We start from the raw sequence: 19688 nt of genomic DNA on the forward strand, positions 1-19688 counted from the left end.
GGTTCCAACCGCGATAGTCGAAGCCTGCGAAAGGCTCAACCGGCTGGACGTCCCCCCCGTTCGAGTACCCGAGCATGTCTCGGCGGATGGCCATGATGAAGATGCGTTCACGGACCTGAGGTGTCCCCCCTTCATCCGGATCGATCCTGTGGGGAGAAATAATCGTCGGCGCGCGGGAGATCACGTACCCGAACGACTCGAGCGATTCGACGATCGTCTTGAAGGTCGTATCCCGGTGCTTGGGCCCGGCCAGATTTCGAACGTTCTCCAGGAAGACGATCTTGGGCTCCTTGGCACGGACGATACGAAGGATGTTGTAGAAGAGCGTCCCCCTGGTCTCGTCGAGCACCCCCTTCTGATGACCCGACTTGCTGAACGCCTGGCAGGGAAATCCTGCAGCAAGAATGTCATGATTCGGGAATTCCGGGAGATCCTTATTCGGCTTTCCCATGTCCACCTCGGCAATGACGGGAACATCGTCGTTGATATCCTTCGCGAACGGGTACTTCCACCCATGCTCAGCCAGGTCGGGTTCGATCCACGCCTTCGAGTAGACCGCCCGAGCGTCGTCGTCGATCTCCGCAGCATAGACGCACTTCCCCCCGAGCCTGTCGAATGCTGCGTGAAATCCACCCACCCCCGCGAAGAGGTCGACAAAGGTGAAGGTGTGCCCTGAACTCATCGTTCTCCTACTATGGCTGGATCTGCATCAAGCGCCCCTGACGGGACAGCTTAGCTCGGAACCCGGTTGGGCGCGTCCATGTCGAGCATCTCGATCGCCCTCCCCAAGATCGCTCTGACGAGTGACGGGGCCACTGTCTCCTCCAGCCTCTCGAGGACTTCACGCGCCTCTCGTTCGACGGCAAGCAGCTGGCGCGCGGTCAGGTCATGTGCTTTCTCTGGGCTGGACGACCACCGAGACATCGATGTGACGCTCCGCCCACCAGACTGGGTCAGGGCTCTGCCATCCTCACGAGTCTCCTGTTCCCTTGATGAGGACCGACGCGGACTTCCCTCGCTCGACGTCCGCGTAGCACTCTCCGGCGCAGACGGGGCGACCGCCTCACCGCCCAGCTGACGAGGGAGTCGGCCCGCCGGGTAGACCAGATCCAGGAACTTCGTCGTGCGCGTGAGGGCGACATAGAGCATCCGGAGGCCTTCGGGACCGGCCTCGATGATCTGCTGCGGATCCACCACGACGACAGCGTCAAACTCGAGCCCTTTCGACGCCACGGGACTGACCAGGTTGATCGCCGCCCCCAGACCGCCCTTGTCGGCGTCCTGCCAGCTGATGCCGTGCGCCCTGAAGGTCTCTTCCATGTCGGCCCGGGCGCCGTCGGGACAGATGACTCCTACGAAGCGTCCCAAGCGACTGTGCTCAGACACCACCTCGACCACCCTTGTCGGAAGGCCATCCTCTTCGGCCACCTCGGTGAACACCGGACCGGGTTCGACGTCCCTCACCACCCTCGGCGCGGTGAGTCCCGGCGCAGCCTCCGGCAGCAGGCACGCGGCCAGGTCCATGACAGATCGCGGGACCCGGTACCCCAGCGCCAGCTGTTCGATCTGTTTCGGCAGTGACGTCGTGACCTGGTCGAGGAGGTCTTCCCAGCCGTCACGGGCCCAGTGCCCCGTCGACTGAGCGATGTCACCGACGAAGGTGAGCGCCCCGCCACGAGATCGCCGGTTGATCGCCCGAACCTGCATCGGAGAGAGATCTTGCGCCTCGTCGATGACGATGTGCGCATACCGGCGAGGCGCTTCCCCCATCTGGGCCGCCACCTCGTCGAGGAGGCAAAGATCTTCCTTCGACCACACCTGGTCGGCCACCCGGCTCCCTGTCGAGCGTTGGAGAAGTGTGACCTCGTCGGCCAAGAGCTCACCTCCGGCGGCCGTCAAGAGCCGCTGTACCGATCCGAACAGGCCGCGCAGGAAGGCGTGGGGTGACTGTGACGGCCAGACCTTGCCCACCACGGAATCGATCTCGCTGCCGTCGAGGCGCATCGCGACGTCTCCGCGTCGGGCGATCCCGTCGTCGCGGAGTCGTTGCGCCGCACGGTTGGCGACGAAGTTCTTGAGCGCCTCTCGGAATCCGGTCCGCCCCAGTGCATACGGCTGCCCCTTCTGCGTACCTACCAGCTGACGCATGATGTCCGGCGAGACGGGAAGCCGCCAAGGCGCCCCAGCAACCGTGAAGAGCGAGTCCTCCAGAGGTGGCCGTACCCGGTCGGCCAGAGCACGAGCGACGACGTCAACCATTCGGAGATCTCCCTTGAGGCGAGCGACATCCGCGGTCTCCTTCGTGCTCGGAACCATGGAGCTATCGAGCATCCCGACCAGATCGGTCACCAGCACGCTGTCGTCTCCGAGCTCCGGCATGATCCTTGAGATGTATCGCGCAAAGGTCATGTTCGGACCCACGACCATCACGTCTTCGGGACCGATGCTCTCGTTCCTGTAGAGGATCACGGAGAGACGATGCAGCGCGACCGCCGTCTTCCCGGTCCCGGGCCCACCTTGAATGACCAGGGAGCGGTCTGGGTCTGATCCGATGAGGGCGCTCTGAGCCGCCTGGATGGTCTCGACGATGTGCCGCATCTCGGGCTCGCGCGAGCTGTCCAAGACGTCCTGCAGCATCGCGTCGGCCTCGATCACCGCGAGCTCCGGATCATCTAGCGCGGCGACCCGCGACGCCAGCTCCTCAAGGACCGTGTCGTCGATGGTCTCGATCGTGTTCGTCGCTACGCACGAGAAGCGGCGAAGTCGTACGACGCCCCGCGGATCGTCGAACGTCGCATCCCGCATCTCGGAGATCGACGGGGCCTTCCACGAGTACACATAGCACTCACCCTCGGCGCGGACCAGCCCGTTCCCCACGTAGTAGTGGTCCCCCTGGTCGGTGTCGATCCGCAGGAATGCCGCAGCATCGGAGGGCTTGCCGAGAGTGTCGTCCTTCTCGGCGTTGGCTCGCAGCCGAGCGCGAGCCTTCACGTCCGCAGCCGCACCGAACCCGCCCAGCCGAGCCTGGCGCTTGCTCTCCCTCAGCTCGTAAACCTCGTCAAAGTAGGCCTGCTCGTCCGACAGCACAGCGTCGAACGTCGGCGACTTGGGCATCTGCACTCCCTCGAAGAGCCTCACTCGGTCACGGAGGCGCTCCCGGAAGGGTAGAGGCCCGTACCAACATCGAGAGGACAGGCCGGCGTGGAGCGCCGGGACGTGTACGTTACCGCTCGACAGTGGAACCAAGGAGGGGGTCGCAAGAGATGCAGAAGAAGATGATCGTCAGTGAGATCTCACGACTCGTGGATGTCGAGCCGCCGAACATGTCTAGCGGATCCACCGAACCGCGGCGGTTGTTCGAGCTGATCGACGAATCCCTTGCGCTCGGGCTCACAGCACATACCAAGCAGGGCATGGCTCGGGAGATCGTCGAGCTCTCAGGGGGGATCTGGCTCTCTGCATACGAGTCCTCGGGAGCGACCATCACACGGGGCGGTCTGCTCGCCGTGTTGTCTGCTGTCCAGGTGATCACCGGTGTGGAGCACGCGCCGGCGACACACCGACAGCTCAAGGCAGCCGTTCCAGGATAGATTGACGCCGCCACCGACCTGAGGTTGGTCGACCGAGCTCGGAGCACACGATGAATGCCGACGTCCTGACCGCGGCCGCGGGAAACGCCAGTCATGTCACCCTCTCGCGACTCCGTCTCGACGAGCAGAATCCTCGCCTTCCTGAGCGCTTTCACGGTAGCTCTCAAGTGGACCTCGCAGCATTCCTCGTCGACGATGCCGATGCGATCCAGATTGCCGAGTCGATCGTCGACAACGGCTACTTCACTGGCGAGCACCTCGTAGTCATGCCTGACGGTCGTGAACCCGCGGCCCTCGTCGTCCTGGAAGGGAACCGCCGACTGACGGCTCTTCTCGGGCTTGCCGACCCGGCCGTTCGTCGTACCTTCGCCAAGGCGCACGTCTGGGATGTGCTCGCAGAGGCCTCGGAGGTCAACCTGAACAGTCTCATACCGGTCGTGATCGTCGCCGATCGTGAAGAGGCCGCACCGATGATCGGATTCCGGCACTTCACAGGCATCAAGAAATGGCGCCCCTTCGAGCAGGCGCGATACGTCAGGTACCTGGTCGACGATCGCGGACTCTCGATCAAGGAGGCCGCCCGCACGATGGGCTCGTCGTCCGTGAAGGTCGGGAACGCCTACAGAAATCTGGCGATCCTCGAGCAGGCTCGGACGACAGCAGGAATCCCGCCTCGAGCCCTCGAGACAGCCGAGGAAGAGTTCTCCCTCCTCACCGTGGCGATGGCCAACGGTGCCCTTCGCAAGCATCTCCACGCTCCGCTCGCATCACAGCTGAGGCCAGGAACACCACCGGTCCCTGAAGACCGTACCGCCGAGCTCGTCGAGGTCTTCGGCTGGATCTACGGGGCAGAGGACGGGCGACCCGCCCTCATCCAGGACTCCCGGCAGATGGGCGCGCTGGCGGAGCTCGTCGAGACGCCGCTCGGGCTCAACGCAGTTCGTCAGACTCACGATCTGGCGGCAGCCCGAGAGGTTGTCAACGACGACGCAGACCGGAAGAGCTCCGACCAGGCGTCGATCGCCGGTCGGCACCTCGCTTCCACGCTCCGGGTGCTCGAGGTGCTCGAACAGCGCCTGACCGCGCTCGACCCCACTGAGCTCGTACCGCTTCAAGATGGCTCTCGCGCCCTCCTGGTGCAGGCACAGCGGATCTACGGGATGACCGAGGCCGCCAAGTGAGCGCACTGCCTGCCTAGCCTGCATCGACCAGGGGGTGAATTCACCCTGCACCTCCCCCGCTCTCGACCGCACCTCTGTGTCGCGAGCGGGCAGAATCACCGCATGCCCAGCCACCAGTCCGGCCAGCTGACGTCGCACCATCCTCCACAGCGCGTCGGCGGCACCCCCGGCCATCTCTTCGTCCTCAACGGCCGCCTCGAGGCTCTCGGCGCGGACGCCGTCGTCATCTCGACCGACTCGCGCTTCAGCATCGGCGATCACTGGCGTCCGGCCGCGGGCCTGGGCGCCCGCGAGGACTGGGCCGGCCTCCGTCCGCAGGGCTGGCAGCGCGGCTCCGCACTCCCGGCGAGCCGCCAGCCTCGGCCCGACCGTCAGGTCTGGTTCCTCGACGCGATCGGCGCGACGCCCGACGAGGTCGGGCGCGCTGCTGCGCGTGCCATCGAGCGGATCGCGTGGGCGGGCACCGAGCGCCTGCACGCCACCGCCCACGCGGCTGGCCGGGATCTGCCCCTGGTCGCGATCCCGGTCCTCGGCACAGCGGGCGGCGGTCACGACCTCGAGCGAGGCCTGGTCATCGACTCCCTCCTCGCCCACCTCACGGCAGCCGCCGGCGAGCACGGGGTCGACGTCGCGCTCGTCGCGTCGAGCCGGTCCGACTACTCGGCGCTCCAGCACCGCCGCCGGGCCGCAGGGCGTCGCGCCCTCCCGACCAAGGAGCTCGACGACCAGGCTCGCGACCTCGGCGACCGCGCCGCCCGCGGCGACCTCGCCCTCTTCTTCGGCGCCGGCGTGAGCATCGCCGCAGGCCTGCCCTCGTGGGGTGCGCTCCTGGAGAAGCTCGTGGAGGCGATGGGTCTCGACATCACGCCCGAGGACCTCAAGGGCCTCGGTTCGCTCGAGCAGGCCGAGCTCCTGCAGGTCACGTTGGCCAAACGGTCGGGTCGGCACGACGAGGCTGCGCGTCGCGACAGCCAGGAGCAGCTGGGCCGCCAGGTCGCGTCGATCCTCGCCAGGGACGACCTCCGCCCGAGCCTTGCCCACTGCCTGCTCGCGGGAATGCGTGTCCCCGAGGCGGTGACCACGAACTACGACCACCTCTACGAGGAGGCGGTCGCGGCGTCGTCGGGCCTTCCTGCCGACCAGCACGACCGCGCGATCTCGACGCTCCCCTGGGACCCCACCGACGCCGCGCGCCCGTGGGTCCTCAAGATGCACGGGGACGTCGACCGCCCGGCGACGATCGTGCTCTCCCGCAGCTCGTTCGTCCGCTACGACACCCGCTGGAAGCCCGTCGGCTCGCTCGTGCAGTCGCTCATGATGACCAAGCACCTCCTCGTCGTGGGTGCCTCGATGACCGACGACAACCTGCTCCGTTTCGCCTACGAGGTCGCCGGGCTCCGTGAGGAGCTCGTCGCGGCGGGTGCGCCCGGCGGGCCGGGGAGCGAGATCGGGACGGTCGTCCACCTGGCCGACGACGTGGCCTTCAGCCGGCTCTGGGCCGGCCGCTTCGACGTCGTCGTCGCGTCCCCTCCCCTGCCCGACGACGGCGCTCCCGCCCACGCGACCACCTCACGTGGGGAGAAGGAGGCCGAGGCTGCGCGTCGGCGTCGGGCCGCGCGGGGCCTGACCGTCTTCCTCGACACCGTGGCGATGCACGCCGAGCGGGACGCCCCGCACCTGCTCGACGACCGCTATCTGCCCGCGAGCCCCGACGAGGCCGCGCTCGTGCGGCGGCTTCGCGAGGACGCGCACGCAGTGCGGCAGCGCGCGGACGTCGGGGGCGACCGGAGCGCAGGATGGCGCGAGCTCGCGGAGGCGCTGGAGCGGTTCGGGACGGATCGGTAGTGGCACGACTTCGCAGCCCCCGTCACGCGACGGAACGGCCTACAGGGACGTGTGAGGTGATTGCGAGCGGTCTCCTTCTCGGGGCCCTTAGCAGGGCTGCGGATCTGCATAGTCGGCGATCCAGTCGACCGCCACCAGATTCTCAGCCGCTGCCGCTCCACCCCAGTCGACGTCGAACGTGTACGTCTTGTACTGCAGCTCGCAGCTGTCCACACCGTCGGTCACTGTGTGGCGGTACAGCGTGATGTCGGCGATGACGTCACCGCTCGGATGCTCTTCGACCTTCGTGATCTCGAAACCCTGCCAGTAGGCGTTCCTCAGCGGGGCCTTGAACGACTCGAGCGTCGTCTCTCGCTTCGTCAGGTACTCGGCGGAGAACCACGCGAAGGCGTCTTCGTAGTCCCCGGTGTTGATCGCAAGACCACGCTGCTCCAGGACGTCGACCACCATCTCGGCGTCCCGTCCCGTGACGTCCCCATGTACCTCGAGCACAGTACGCGGAATGTCAGAGTCATCGAACGGCTTCGGCCACGATCCCGACGGTCCACCTGCCTCGGCGAGCGGCTGAGCCTTCGCTTCAGCCGGTACAGGCTCGGGCGAGGCGAGTGCGGCCGAGACGTCGCCTTCGAGCGGTGCCAGGCACCAATACCGCTCACCGTAGGGCCCGCCGTCTCGAGTCGGACCCATCCAGTCACGCTCCCCGCAAACGTCCGAAGAGAGCACACTGACCGTGACGACGTGATCGGCGGCAGGCGAGTCACATGTGGTCTCGACGAGCTCTCCCGAGTCGCCGGTCTCCTCCCAGCACGTGCCTGCCAGGTTTCCGTCCAGCCCGTCGTGCATCGCTGTCGATGCGATCGGTGGGCCCAAGGTCGTAGCAAGGACACTCAGAGCAACGACTGCGGCCACCACGACCAGCCCGGCGATCGACAGCCCGACGACGAGCGCGGTCCGCGGCCTGCGTCGAGGCGCGGCGTCAGGTTTCGGTCGGTCCGACGCACCGGTTCCCCTCGCCCGCCCAGTGCTCGGCCCTTCTTGCGCCCTGGGGTGAGGACCTGCGGACGACCACCCCGCCGACGAGGTCGCCGTCGCTACAGGTGGGCGCACGTCCGTACGTGCCGAGTCGTCAGCGCGCATCACTCCGAGCGCCTCGTTGAGCTGTTGCATGGCGATCGACGCAGTCACCTGTTCCGACACCGGCGCACCCGACAGACGGTCGGGGTGGACGAGCCGTGCCCGCACACGATAGGCGGACGTCACCTCGGCATGGCTGGCCGTCGCGGATACCCCGAGAACCGCGGCAGCCTGCTCGACCGTGAGCTCGGGGGTGGGCGCATGCGTCCGGGCTTCGTCGTCCGGTCCCGCACCGGTCTCACTCATCGTCCGGCCCTTCGTACCAACGCGCCCGGGTTCAACAGGAAGTACGACGCCTTCACGGTCCGCCAGGCCCCGTAGAGCATCGCTCCCCAGAAGACGACGTACGATCCGCCGTCCGGCGCCGCGGCGTACGTGATGGCAGTGACAGCCGCACCACCCGCGAGCCACAGCACTGCCCTTCCGAACTCGGCCTTCGCTGCGGCCCGCGCACCGGCGAGCAGCAGGCTCTCGGGGTCCGAGGGGTATGCCGAGTACGGCGGCACGGGGCTGCCGGACATCACGTCGTCGCTGCCAGGGGCCGCTGTGGACGATGACACGGGTCCCGACGGGGAACGGTCGGCAAGGATCGTCGGCGCGGCCTGCAGGACGAGCGCCGCTTCATCAAGCTGCTTCATGGTCGCTGACGCAGCGGCTCGCTCCAGGGAAGACGCCTCCCCGAACCCGTCGAACGAGTAGAGGCGATAGCGGTCGCCGCGTGCAATCGCGATCTCGCTCGGTGTCGCGCTCTCCTCGATGCCGAGCACCGCTGCAGCCTGAGGTCGGTTCATCACGCTGTCCGGAAACCAAACCCCCTCGCCTTTCCTCAGCTGGTGAAGTGTCAGGCTCCGCCGCGCCCGCTGAAGGATCTCCTCAGGAAAGACGGTCGGTTGAAGGACCGAACCGTCGTTCCACTTCTCGAACACCACGTCGAGCTCGTCGATGCGGACCGTGCGCCTCGATACTGGGTGACTCACATAGGCTCCACTCACGACGCTGCAACGGATGAGACAAGCCCGGGCGGCCCGCGGGAGAAGGCTAGCGCCTCAGATGATCCGGAATGGTCGCTGGTACTCAGCACCACCGTCCGTCGACTCTTCAGGAGCCGGCACGAGTCCTCGACCCGGACGGGGCAGCTCGAGGCACGCCAGCTGCACCAAAGGTCTGAGGGTGGGTCTATGTTGTCGGTCGGGTCCGGTCGCCGGAGCCCTTCAGCACCACAGGAGGTTCGCACCGTGTCCGCAGGTAGTGAGATTGCGCCGCTCGTCCTGACCGAGGTGATTCCCGGCATCGCCGTCGTCACCGGAGATGTGCCTCAGGGACTCGAGCTCATCGACATCGGGCTGATCCCGACAGCGGACCTCGACCGGATCTCGACGGCGGTCGCAGCGCTAGGCGGCGCCGCGACACTCGCTGGGAACGCGGCGAACACCCTGGCGAGCGTGCAGGGCCTCTTCAGGCTCGGCGAACCCTCCGCCGCACTGCTCCGGAGCGGGGCGCAGCTCGTGGCGAAGGACGGTGCGAACCTCGGCACGATCATGCAGGGTGGAAAGATCGTCGCCCAGGCGCGATTCGTCCCGGTGGCGGTGAACGCGGCCGGGATCGCGGCCGCGGTCGGGCCGGCGGTCGCGATGATCGCGATCCAGATGCAGCTCGGTGAGATCACCCGACTCGTTCGCACGAACATCGCGCTGACGACCCACGTGCTCCAGACGATCCGCACCGAGCAGTGGGCAACGCTCACCGGGCTCGCCAAGGAGATCGAAGGCACGGTCGCACGCGTGCGCGAGATCGGCGGGGTTCCGGCCTCCGCGTGGCAGAAGATCTCGGGCAAGGGAGCTGATCTGGAGACGCAGCTCGACCTGTACCGCCGGAACGTCGCGGGGCACGTCCGTCAGCTCGATGGGCTCACCGCGCACGGACCTCGCCGTGAGTTCCTCGAGGCGAACGCCGAGGCGATCGTCTTCGACGCGTTCGCTCTGCTCACGTCGCTCAAGGCGTGGACCGGCTATCAGGCCGTCCACGCCGGTTGGTCGCGGGCTGCGGGCGCCGACGACGTCCATGAGGCCAAGCAGTTCGACCTCATCGTCGCGGAGGCCCGAGCGGGGTTCGAGGAGTCGCTGACCGAGGCAACGCGTCTCGTCGATGCGCTCACCCGCGAGCTGCACATCATCGCGGAGCTCCCGGGAAGGGCATCCATGCCGCTCACCCGTTCACGCCGGAGCGCCCGGAGCTCCCAGCTCACCTGCGCCCAGATCCTTGACGCGCTGGCACCGCTCACCGAGGTGCTCCACCCCGAGGGCCTCGAGAGCACACCTCCGCACGTCCTCTGCGTCCCGCCCGGGTACGACGACGAGCGGGTCCTGCGCATCCTGCCCTGGTTGCTCGACGACGGCGGGGAGCTGCGCGCGGTCGCCGCCCCGTTCCAGGTGGATGCCGACGACGCCCTCGCCACGCTGGGCCGCAAGGCGCTCCCGCTCGACCGCGTGACCCCAGACATGGTCGTCGCCGTCACGGACCGTCGTGTCCTGGCTGCCAAGAGCAGCGCCCTGCTCAAGCGGGGCGAGATCCGTGACTCCATCCCTCTCGAGGACGTCCGTTACGTGCGCTACGTCCAGGGCGCGGAGGACGGGGCGCGCACGAGCGTCGACCTCATCACCCGCGACGACAACATCCGTTGGCTCTTCCCCCGCGACGTCGACGAGCCGCAGGTCGGAGCGCTGGCCGCCCTCCTCGCGGAGTCGATGAGCATCCCGGCTGCTGAGCGCGACGCCCTGCTGCAGCACCAGGTCGGACTCACGGAGCTCGAGGCGGTCGTCGACGACGCCCGCGTCGCTGCCGTGTGAAACGGCCCGCAGTGGGGCAGTAGGGAACTAGTCGCCTACGGCCCAGGTGTGTCGGCGGACCGGAACCCTCAGTGACGTACCCGAGGCATGTACGACGCGGCTCGGAACGAGGACTTCACCCCCTCGCCCCTCCCCTCCGTGTCACGGCTCCCGCTACGGTGGCAGCGCCACCCGCCGACGAGGAGATCGATGTCCGCCACCAGGGTTCCCTACCCCACTGCTCGCCCGATCTACGAGGCCGCAGCACGGTGGCGCGATGCCGCGCTGCTGGACGACCGGTCACTGTTCTCGGACGGCCCGGGATCGACGCTCGCCGACGGCGAGGCACTCATCAGGGACTTCGTCGAGAGCCCCGACACGGGCTCGGGCACCTTCATGGCCAAGCTGCGTTCTCAGCTCGCCTCGTCGCCGACGAGTGCCGTGCAGCTGGCCGCGGAGATCCTCTACGTCCACCTGCTCATCGCGAGCCCGGAGGCGGTGACGGGGCAGAAGAAGCGCGCGATCGTCCGCGAGATCCTCGAGACCCGGGACGGAACCTCGCCCCTGCCCGACGACCTCGGTCTGACGCTCGACAGCGGCCTCGTCCGCGCGGGGACGGCGTACGGCACCTACCGGTGGAAGCTCTTCGCGTTCCTCGTCGAGGCGTTCGTCGCTCTCAAACGACTTCCGCTCGACGTCCGGCGTCGGGTCCTCGAGTCCCCCGACGAGCTGGTCGCCCTGCTCGACACCCTCGACGACTCCGAGGGCGGCCAGATCCAGAAGTTCGCGCTCGAGCACCTCCTCCTACCCGACGTCTTCCCGCCGAACACCAGCCGGTCAGCCCGCCGGGCGATCGTCTCGACCTGGGGCGCGGAGGACGACGACGCACCTGAGGCCCTGCAGGTCGCACGAGTGTCTCGGCGTCTGGCCGAGGACGCGGGGGCTCCGGACTCCTTCGTGGACCTGTGGCGCGCCCCCTACCTGTGGCAGTGGTCGGCTCCGACCGACGCGTTCGAGCGTGCTGGTGCCTGGTTCCGGTGGTTCGCTGACCGCGTGGAGCTCGACACCGAGGAGCGGAAGTACAAGCTCGAGGCCGCCGCCGAGATCCAGGACGTGCGCTCGGCGTTGCTCGGAGGAGAGGAGTGGCTCGTCGGGCTCAAACGCCTGGTCCGCCGCACCAACCTCGTCAACTACCGGGCGGCCGAGGACCTCGTCACGTGGGCCGAGGCCGCACCCGACGACGCGGCGAGGACCCTCCGAGCGCTCTGGACCCTCGACCGGGACGGCGCCCTGGACGGGTTCGCGGCATCCCTGCCGCCGGACGTCCTCGATCAACGCGGGTCACGCCTCAGCGTCTCGTCCTTCCTTCGCATGGCCGTCGATGCCGAGGCCGAGCCGGTCTGGAGGTCTCGGTACGTCGCCGACTTCATCAAGGTCACGGGCTACTACCGCCCGGCCGCGCACGCCCCCGACAGCGAGGTCTTCGACGCTTTCCTGGGCCTGCTCGACCTCGTGACGGAGATCGCCGCGCGCCACGGGGTGGAGCTGCGCGACCGCCTCGACGCCCAGGGACTACTCTGGGCGACCTTGACGATGGAGCCCACGGAGTCCTGGTCCGACGAAGAGCGGAACGCGGTCGCGGAGTGGCGCAAGACCGGGAAGGGGACTCCGCCGGCTGGGGCACAGCACGCAGTTCCCGCCCTCGAGCCCGCGAGCGCCGAGCTCAGCGCTGACGTCTCGCTCGACGAGCTCGCTGCGTCGCTCTACCTCGAGGCAGGGTTCGTCGAGACGATCCGTGACCTGGTCCTGGACCGACGCCAGGTGATCTTCACCGGCAACCCGGGCACGGGCAAGACCTTCGTGGCGCGCAGGCTCGCGGCATGGATCGCAGGCGACCCCGACAGAGTGCACCTCGTCCAGCTCCACCCGTCCTACTCCTACGAGGACTTCGTCGAGGGCTATCGGCCGTCGGCCGACGGCGGCTTCACGCTCCGAGGCGGCCCCCTGCGGACGGTCGCCGAGCGCGCCGCGGCCGACCCGGATCACACGTACGTCCTGCTCGTCGACGAGCTCAACCGAGGCAACGTGGCGCGCGTGTTCGGCGAGCTGTACTTCCTGCTGGAGTACCGCGAGGACTCGGTGCGACTCATGTACTCGGGCGAGGAGTTCTCCCTCCCGAAGAACCTCCTGCTCATCGGCACCATGAACAGCGCGGACCGTTCGATCGCGCTCCTCGACTCGGCGCTGCGACGCCGCTTCTCCTTCGTCGACTTCGACCCGGTCACGGGCCCGGTCGCCCAGGTCCTGCCCGGCTACCTCGCTGCCCGCCATCCTCGCCTCCAGTGGGTGGCCGACGCGATCGTGCGGGCGAACTCACTCGTCGACGACCCGCTCGCGGCGATCGGGCCGAGCCACTTCCTGCGGGAGGACCTCGACGACCGCCTGGTCGAGCGCATCTGGGCGTACGACGTCCTCCCCACGCTGCGTGAGCACCTCTACGGGCGTCCGGACGTCCTGGCGCGGCTCTCGCTCGATGCGCTCCGACCGGTGGCGGCGTACCTCGAGACCGACCAGGCGGATGACGACGGTGCCGCCTGAGTCCGTCCGCCTGACCGAGTGGACGACCTCGACGGTCGCGTGCGACCTCGCGACCGTCCGACTCCTCCAGTACCGCTTCCGGGCGCAGGTCTCGCCCGCACGTGAGCAGGTCCCCGGTGCGCTTCCCCGCTGGGACGTGCGGGCCGGTGGCGTGGTCGGCGTCGTACGCACCGACCAGGGAACGGTCGTCGTCCGGCCCCGGATCCCCGTCGCCAACGTCCTCTACCTCGCCGGCGCCGGCGAGCACCGGTGGGGCGAGAGCGTCGGGCTCGCTATGCAGGACGAGCTGCACACCGCGCTCGCTCGCCTCTTCGTGCTCGTGACCCAGCGCACGCTCGCCGACGGAGTCCTGCGCGGGTACCGGGAGAAGCAGGACGACCTCCCGACCGTCCGGGGCAGGATCGACATCGCCGAGCAGGTCCGCCGACGTCCCGGCGTCGCCCTTCCGCTCGCCGTGCGCTACCAGGAGCACGACGAGGACGTCGTCGAGAACAGAACCCTCAAGGCCGCCGCGACGGCCTTGCACCGTCTCGGGATCGACGACCCCGAGGTGCGGCGCGGGCTGCGTCGCATCCAGCTCACCCTTGCCGACGTCGCGCCGCTGGACGTGCCCGGTGCGAGCAGCCGGGTCGTCTGGAGCCGCCTCAACGAGCGGTACCGCCCGGCGGTCGCCCTGGCGCAGCTGGTTCTCGACGGATCGGGCATCGACCTGAGCGCCGGATTCACGTCAGCCCTCTCGTTGACGCTGTCGATGCCCGCGGTGTTCGAGGGTTTCCTCGAACGCGTCCTGGGTCCGCGGCTCCGGTCCCGCGGCGGCACCGTCACCGCCCAGGCAACGGCATGGTCGCTCGACGTGGCAGGGAAGGTCCTGCTCAGGCCGGACCTCGTCTGGCACGACGCCGACGTCCCTCGTGCGGTCGTGGACGCGAAGTACCAGTCGACGGGTCCACAGGCGACGCACGGCGACAACGTGTACCAGCTGCTCGCGTACTGCACGGCCCTCGGCCTGAGCGAGGGCCACCTGGTCTACGCACACTCCGTGGGCGAGACCCCATCGCCCGTCCAGGTCGTCCACGACGGACCCGTCATCCACACCCACGCGCTCGACCTGGGGACGACGCCGTCGGAGATCCTCCGACAGGTCGATCACGTGGCTGAGTCGATCGCCGGGCAGGTCAGCCGGGCGGCCCGGCCGGCCTAGCCCGCGAGGAACCGCCTACCCCCACTCCTGCGGCGCGAACTGCGACAGCGTGAGCTGCGCCCCCTGCGGGTCGCGCACCACGGCCTCGCGCGTCCACTCGTTCTCGCTCGTCGACAGCACGACCCCACCGGCCCGCTCGGCCGCGGCTGCGCTCTCGTCGCGGTCCGCGACGGAGAACGCCACGTCCCACCGCGCCGGTCCTTCGACGCGCGCCACCCCAGCAGCCACATCAGCGAACCCTGGCGGCGCGAACTCCTGCCGTTCGAAGATCCCGGGGTCGATCGTGTGCGCGAGGTGGTCGCCGTACCCCGGGACGCGGAACATCCCGGCGCCGAGCGCGGGGTCGAGCTCCCAGCCGAGCAGCGGTCCGTAGAAGTCGAGGGCCCGGTCCGGGTCGGGGGTGAGGAGGTTGCTGAAGTTCCAGGTGCCCGGCTCGTTGACGCGTTGCGCCCCGAGGCGCGTGCCCGCCTGCCACAGCCGGAACCGCGCACCCTGCGGGTCCTGGACGGAGGCCATGCGCCCGGGCGGGCCGACGGTCTCGGGCCCGGAGAGCAGCACGCCACCGTCGGCCGCGACCGCCCCGGCCGTGGCGCCGACGTCGTCGACCGCGACGTAGGTGATCCACTCGGGCGTCCCGTCACTGCCGTCCGGCGGGGAGGCGACCGCCGCGACGTCCTGCCCGTCGAGCGAGGCGACGACGTAGCGCCCCGGCGCGTCGGGCGGCATCTTGTCGGTGAACGTCCACCCGAACAGGGCGCCGTAGAACGCGGTGGCGGCGTCGACGTCGGGCTGCTCGGTGTCCACCCAGCACGGCACCCCGTGCGGGTACGTGCGGGGCTGCGTCGGTGAGCTCATCTCTGCCTTCCCGGCCCCGCCGGGTGCGAGGCCTCCCGCGTTCCACCTTCCCAGCCGCCGCCGACACCGGCCTCCGGGGAGGACCGTCCGGTCAGTCGGCGTCGTCGACCTCCTCGAACCGCAGCGTGACCTCGCCACGGACCGTGCCTTCGCTCGCCCGGATCTCGTCGAGGTGCAGCGTCCCGACGCCGTCGAGCTCGAACGCGTCTCCCTCGTCGAGCACGACGACGGCCTCGTCCGAGGGGGTGCGCAGCGCGAGCTGCGCGAGGGGCGTGCCGTCGACGAGGCCGACGCGCATGATCCCGACCCGCAGCACCCCGAAGGTGGGTTGCGAGCCCTGCCGTGCATTCCTGACCGTTGTCACAGGTGGGTCCTATCGGGTGGAGGGGACGGCGTAGACGGTGTCGAAGTTCTCCTTGTACTGCTTCTCGGTGAGCCACATGTCGCCGACCTTGTCAGACCCGTCATTCTGCAGGTGGGCGCCGGGTCCCCACGGGTTGATGACGTGGACCTTGAGCTCGCCGTCCCGCTCCTCGACCTTGTCCACGATGTACGCGTGGTTGGGCACGACCCGGGAGTCGTCGACCTCGTCGCCGAACGGCCACCACGACGGCTCGTCCTCGGTCCCGAGCGCGACCGGGCCGTCGGCGAGACGGTCCTTGAGGTCGGAGAGGTTCCCCTCGCCGGTCTTAGAGGGGGTCGCGCCGGTGATGGCCGCGAACGCGTCGCTCGAGTAGCCGCCGTCGATGTCGTCGTAGCTGCCGCCCCAGTACTCGGCGGCCGCCTTCTCGTAGATCGACGCCCAGCTCGGGTTCCCGCTCGGGTCCATGACGCCGTCCTGCGCGACCTCGGGCTCGACCGTGATCTCGACGGGGTCGCCGTCCTTGTACATCGTCACGGTCCACGTCCCGTCGGCGTTGAGCCGCATGTGGTCGCGGATGAACTGGGGGTCGTCGCGGGCGACCGCGCCCAGGCCCGCGAGGAGCCAGCAGTCGCCGAGGCCCTGCTGGTTGATCATGTTCGGGTCGAGCGCCGCGTCGTCGAGCGGGATCGTGGGCGGGACGTCGACCCACGGGCCGTGGCCCGAGAGGTCCGGGTTTCCCGGCCGGTCCTTCCCCCCGTCGCCGGAGCGGTCGCCACCACCCCCGGCCCCCGGCCTACCGCCCCGGTCGAGGCCTGGCCCCGCTCCGCCGTCGGCCGCGCTGGTGCGGGCCTGGTCCTCGGCGTTCCGCCGGAGCACCTCGGCGTTGTCGCGGAGCGCACCGAGGCAGGAAGCGAGCGCGGGAGCCAGACGCCGGGACCAGTCCTGCCGGAACTCCTCGGCGTCGGGCCCCACCCAGCCCGCGGAGGCGACGATCCCGTCGACCTGCCGCCGGGCCGTCTCGAGCGTCTCGGCGCTCTCCACGAAGCTGCTGCCGAGCCCTGCGAGCGCCTCGACGTCGGCGCCGAACATGGTGCGCATGTCCCCCCTCGTGGCTGCGGGACCGCCTTGGTCCCGGGCATCGCCGACTCACGCTATCGACCACGCGGCGGGCAGGCCATGGGCAGCGGTCCCCATGCGACGTCACCCGGTGGGCGCCTCGTCGCTGCTAGGTTCGACGACGCCGCGCACCCTGCGCGTCGACCGACCCAGCGAGGGGGCACCGCGTGAGAGACGCCGGATCGTCGAGGAAGCGGCTGCGTGCCGGCGGGGTGCTGCTGGTGGTGGCCGCCGTCGGGCAGCTCGTCGCAGGGTGCAGCAGCTCTCCCGCCGCGGCTCCGACCGCGGGCACGCCGGGTGCGAGCCCTGCCGAGGCGCTCGACACGTACACCGTGGTGCGCGACGACGTCCTCGCGGCGCTGTCGTCCCTCGACCCGGCCACGCCGTGGGAGTCGAGCGGGACGGCCGGCCTCTCCGAGGAGGGCTCGGCGTGCACCCTGGTCCTGCCGGCTGCCGGCTCGGCGCAGTACCTGTACGCCGAGGGCGACGACTTCGCGGCGGTCCGCGCAGCCCTGGACCCCGTCCTCGCGCAGCACGGGTTCGCCGCCCTGGGGCAGACCGTGTTCGTGGACGGCGGGGCGGTCGAGGTGTCGTCGACCGACGACGCCGGGGCCGAGCTCGTCGTGTCGTCCGAGCAGACGTCCGTCGTCCGCCTGAACGCGCCGGTGCTGTCGGAGACGTGCGACGACGCGGAGCTCGAGCAGTCCTAGGGTGCGGGGCGGCAGCGGCCCCGCACCCTTCGGTCTTGGCTCAGTCGCAGTAGTCGCACGTCCCGGCCGCGGGCAGCTGCATCGAGCACGACGGGCACGTCGCGGCCTCCCTCTCGGGCGCACGCCGGGCCCCGGCGCCACCCCCACCTCCGCCGAAGTTCGGCATCTCCGTGCGCTCGTAGTCGTTCGGCCCCCGGTAGACGTCGACGAACCCCCGGTTGAAGTACGCGGCGGCCGGTCGGCCGTCGTCGAACCCGGCGCCGACGTACGACCGGCTCGCCGGCGCCCACACCACGTCGAAGTCGACGTGCGCTGCGATCTCACGCATCCGCGCCCGGTTGGCGACGTGCAGGTTGAGCGCCTCGAACGCCGCGTCGAGGGAGGCGAACACCGTGCGTCCCCGCCCGTGGATCTCGTCGTCGCAGGCCGCGCAGAGCTCCGCCTCGGCACGGTCGGTCGGCGTCGCCGCGAGGAGCTGGTCCGCGGCGGTCCAGGTCAGGTGGCTGCAGCCCCGGACGTGCAGCCTGCCGCCGCTCGCCGTCCGGTAGAGCGTCGCGCGAGCCACCGGGCCGTCGTCGACGACGCCGCTCACAGCCGCCCCTCCCCCGCCTGGGGGGCCGTGAGGTAGCAGTACCAGCCGGGGGTCCGGGCGCCGTCGGGCTGGAACGTGATCTTGTTGACGACCCCGTTCCGGTTCGTGATGGCCGACCACACGAGCGGGCCCCGCGCCGCGTGCGCGAGGAGCTGCTCGACCGCGCCGCGCGACGTGTCGGCGTTGAGGAACACGTCGTGGCCCGCGACCTGGGCGTCGATGAGCTTGCGGCCACCGTAGGTCGCGCGGTCGCCGATGCTCGTGGCCGACGTGGTGTCGCGCCACTGCGTGAGCCACGCGACGAGCTCGCTCTCGGTGAGCCGTGCGGTCGGCACCGCGGGCGGTGCGGCCGGGCGCGCCACCGCGGGCGCCGGCCGGGCCGTGCGCACACGCCCGGCGGGCGATCCGTTCCCCGCAGCCAGGTCGCGCTCGGCGGCCGTGAACCCCGCGAACGTGTCGCGGGCCACGGCCGGCGCGGCGCCGTCGGCGACCCCGGTGCGCAGGCGGGCCATGCTCGCCGACGCGGCCCCGTACGCGGCCCCTGCCGAGACGCCCTCGTAGGTCAGCGACCGCTCGCGGGCGACGCCGATCGACTCTCCGACCTCGATCGCGTCCTGGTTGGCCCCCATGTAGAGGAACGTCCAGCCGAACACGGTCTCGCGCTCGGTCACGAGCGCCTTGATCGCGGCGTGCGTGTACTCCTTCGAGGCGTTCTCGTGGCCGTCGGTCATGATCCCGACGATCACGGTCGCAGGCCGCTGGTCCTCGGGCAGCTGCGCGATCCGCACGCTCGTCGAGTGGACGAGGCGCGCGATCGAGTCGAGCAGAGCCGTCGTGCCACGGGGCTGGAGGTCGAGCGACGGGACGGTGGAGACGTCCCGGTCGGCGTAGACCTCCTCGTACTCGCTGTCGAACTGCGCGAGCGTCACGGTGCAGCGCCCCGTAACGCCGCGCTGCTCGAGCATGAACTCGTCGAAGCCCGCGATCGTCGCGGCCTTGATCGACTGCATGGAGCCCGACCGGTCGAGGAGCATCGACAGGTGGGTGGAGGTGGCGTCGGCCATGGAGTACTCCTCGGGTCGTGGGGCGGTGCGGCTGATGGTGCGCAGGAGGGAGCGGATCAGGTGCGGCGGCGGAAGCGGAGCGGCGTGGTCGCCTCGGGAGCGGCACTCACGTGCTTCCCCTGCTCGACGTCGTAGCGCGCCCTGGTCACTCCTTCTGCGGTCACGCGGTCGTCGGGTCCGCGGTAGGAGCCGAGCGCCGCGGTGCGGGCGACGCGGGGCGGGACGGTGTTGGGTGCGACTCCCGCGTCCGCCGCGACCGAGCGGAGCGAGTGGCCGGCGAGCAGGGCCTGAGCCATGGCCTCGTCGAGCGCAGCGTCGAGCTGGACGCGCGCCTCGGCGAGAGCCGCGACGGCCTCCTCGGGAGCGAGTCCGGCCGCGGCCTCGAGGGCGGCGCGGGCCGAGGCCAGGCTCGGCAGCCCGTCGGTGCGGTGCGGTGCGTTCTTGTCGGAGGCCATGACACGAACGTAGTGCACCAAGTGCACATGTGCAATAGATGCACACAGGCAGTTTCTGCACGCCGAGAACACGACGCCGCGCCTGCAGGGTGCGACTACCCAGAGGGGTGTTTTCTGCGCAGCCACCACAATTGTGGTGGCTGCGCAGAAAACACCCC

17 protein-coding genes are annotated in these 19688 nt (G+C 69.6%); 7 read left to right on the top strand and 10 right to left on the bottom strand.

The features are described 5' to 3' along the window. Positions 1-682, bottom strand: a 682-nt coding sequence (locus tag ACFWFR_RS08205; protein WP_377622331.1) for a DNA cytosine methyltransferase, incomplete at its 3' end; no start/stop codon positions are given. A gap of 50 nt (positions 683-732) precedes the next feature. Next, entirely contained in the window at positions 733-3138 is a 2406-nt protein-coding gene (locus ACFWFR_RS08210) for a UvrD-helicase domain-containing protein (protein ID WP_377622332.1), read from the bottom strand. A gap of 125 nt (positions 3139-3263) precedes the next feature. On the opposite strand from ACFWFR_RS08210, the gene ACFWFR_RS08215 reads away from it, so the two are divergent. From ACFWFR_RS08215 to ACFWFR_RS08225, 3 genes are all read left to right on the top strand, one after another. Further along, complete coding sequence (locus ACFWFR_RS08215; protein ID WP_377622334.1) at positions 3264-3590, top strand: hypothetical protein; 327 nt, start codon at positions 3264-3266, stop codon at positions 3588-3590. Between the two features lie 50 nt (positions 3591-3640). Further along, positions 3641-4771 (top strand): hypothetical protein, encoded by a 1131-nt coding sequence (locus tag ACFWFR_RS08220; protein WP_377622336.1) that lies wholly within the window; start codon positions 3641-3643, stop codon positions 4769-4771. Positions 4772-4873: 102 nt separating this feature from the next. Beyond that, a complete protein-coding gene (locus tag ACFWFR_RS08225; protein ID WP_377622337.1) occupies positions 4874-6616 on the top strand; it encodes an SIR2 family protein in 1743 nt (580 codons plus the stop codon). Between the two features lie 87 nt (positions 6617-6703). Here ACFWFR_RS08225 and ACFWFR_RS08230 read toward each other — a convergent pair whose 3' ends face one another. After that, positions 6704-7996, bottom strand: coding sequence for a J domain-containing protein (locus tag ACFWFR_RS08230; protein WP_377622339.1), 1293 nt, complete (start codon positions 7994-7996; stop codon positions 6704-6706). After that, complete coding sequence (locus tag ACFWFR_RS08235; RefSeq protein ID WP_377622341.1) at positions 7993-8679, bottom strand: hypothetical protein; 687 nt, start codon at positions 8677-8679, stop codon at positions 7993-7995. The genes ACFWFR_RS08230 and ACFWFR_RS08235 overlap by 4 nt, the downstream gene beginning before the upstream one ends. 306 nt (positions 8680-8985) lie before the next feature. On the opposite strand from ACFWFR_RS08235, the gene ACFWFR_RS08240 reads away from it, so the two are divergent. The 3 genes from ACFWFR_RS08240 (at position 8986) to ACFWFR_RS08250 (ending at position 14374) form a co-directional block, all read left to right on the top strand. Continuing rightward, on the top strand, positions 8986-10596 hold the full coding sequence (locus ACFWFR_RS08240) for a hypothetical protein (protein ID WP_377622343.1): 1611 nt from the start codon (positions 8986-8988) through the stop codon (positions 10594-10596). Between the two features lie 189 nt (positions 10597-10785). Beyond that, positions 10786-13173: an McrB family protein gene (locus ACFWFR_RS08245; protein ID WP_377622344.1), complete on the top strand. Its 2388-nt coding sequence runs from the start codon at positions 10786-10788 to the stop codon at positions 13171-13173. Next, positions 13163-14374, top strand: a complete 1212-nt coding sequence (locus ACFWFR_RS08250; protein ID WP_377622346.1) for an McrC family protein — start codon at positions 13163-13165, stop codon at positions 14372-14374. Before ACFWFR_RS08245 ends, ACFWFR_RS08250 begins: the two co-directional genes overlap by 11 nt. A gap of 15 nt (positions 14375-14389) precedes the next feature. On the opposite strand, the gene ACFWFR_RS08255 is transcribed toward ACFWFR_RS08250, so the two are convergent. The 3 genes from ACFWFR_RS08255 to ACFWFR_RS08265 form a co-directional block, all read right to left on the bottom strand. Continuing rightward, a complete protein-coding gene (locus tag ACFWFR_RS08255; RefSeq protein ID WP_377622347.1) occupies positions 14390-15229 on the bottom strand; it encodes a VOC family protein in 840 nt (279 codons plus the stop codon). Between the two features lie 91 nt (positions 15230-15320). Further along, entirely contained in the window at positions 15321-15593 is a 273-nt protein-coding gene (locus tag ACFWFR_RS08260; RefSeq protein WP_191804317.1) for a hypothetical protein, read from the bottom strand. Between the two features lie 9 nt (positions 15594-15602). Further along, a complete protein-coding gene (locus ACFWFR_RS08265; RefSeq protein WP_191804319.1) occupies positions 15603-16691 on the bottom strand; it encodes a C2 family cysteine protease in 1089 nt (362 codons plus the stop codon). Positions 16692-16876: 185 nt separating this feature from the next. On the opposite strand from ACFWFR_RS08265, the gene ACFWFR_RS08270 reads away from it, so the two are divergent. Then, positions 16877-17419 (top strand): hypothetical protein, encoded by a 543-nt coding sequence (locus tag ACFWFR_RS08270; RefSeq protein ID WP_377622349.1) that lies wholly within the window; start codon positions 16877-16879, stop codon positions 17417-17419. A 40-nt stretch (positions 17420-17459) separates the two neighbouring features. Here ACFWFR_RS08270 and ACFWFR_RS08275 read toward each other — a convergent pair whose 3' ends face one another. From ACFWFR_RS08275 to ACFWFR_RS08285, 3 genes are read right to left on the bottom strand one after another with little or no spacing between them, the layout of a single operon-like run. Then, on the bottom strand, positions 17460-18011 hold the full coding sequence (locus ACFWFR_RS08275; RefSeq protein ID WP_377622350.1) for a hypothetical protein: 552 nt from the start codon (positions 18009-18011) through the stop codon (positions 17460-17462). After that, positions 18008-19075 (bottom strand): hypothetical protein, encoded by a 1068-nt coding sequence (locus tag ACFWFR_RS08280; RefSeq protein WP_377622352.1) that lies wholly within the window; start codon positions 19073-19075, stop codon positions 18008-18010. The genes ACFWFR_RS08275 and ACFWFR_RS08280 overlap by 4 nt, the downstream gene beginning before the upstream one ends. Positions 19076-19131: 56 nt before the next feature. Then, positions 19132-19530: a hypothetical protein gene (locus ACFWFR_RS08285; RefSeq protein WP_068709938.1), complete on the bottom strand. Its 399-nt coding sequence runs from the start codon at positions 19528-19530 to the stop codon at positions 19132-19134. Positions 19531-19688: the final 158 nt, after the last annotated feature.

It is taken from the genome of Oerskovia sp. NPDC060287, from assembly GCF_042726775.1.
Taxonomy (GTDB): domain Bacteria; phylum Actinomycetota; class Actinomycetes; order Actinomycetales; family Cellulomonadaceae; genus Oerskovia; species Oerskovia merdavium.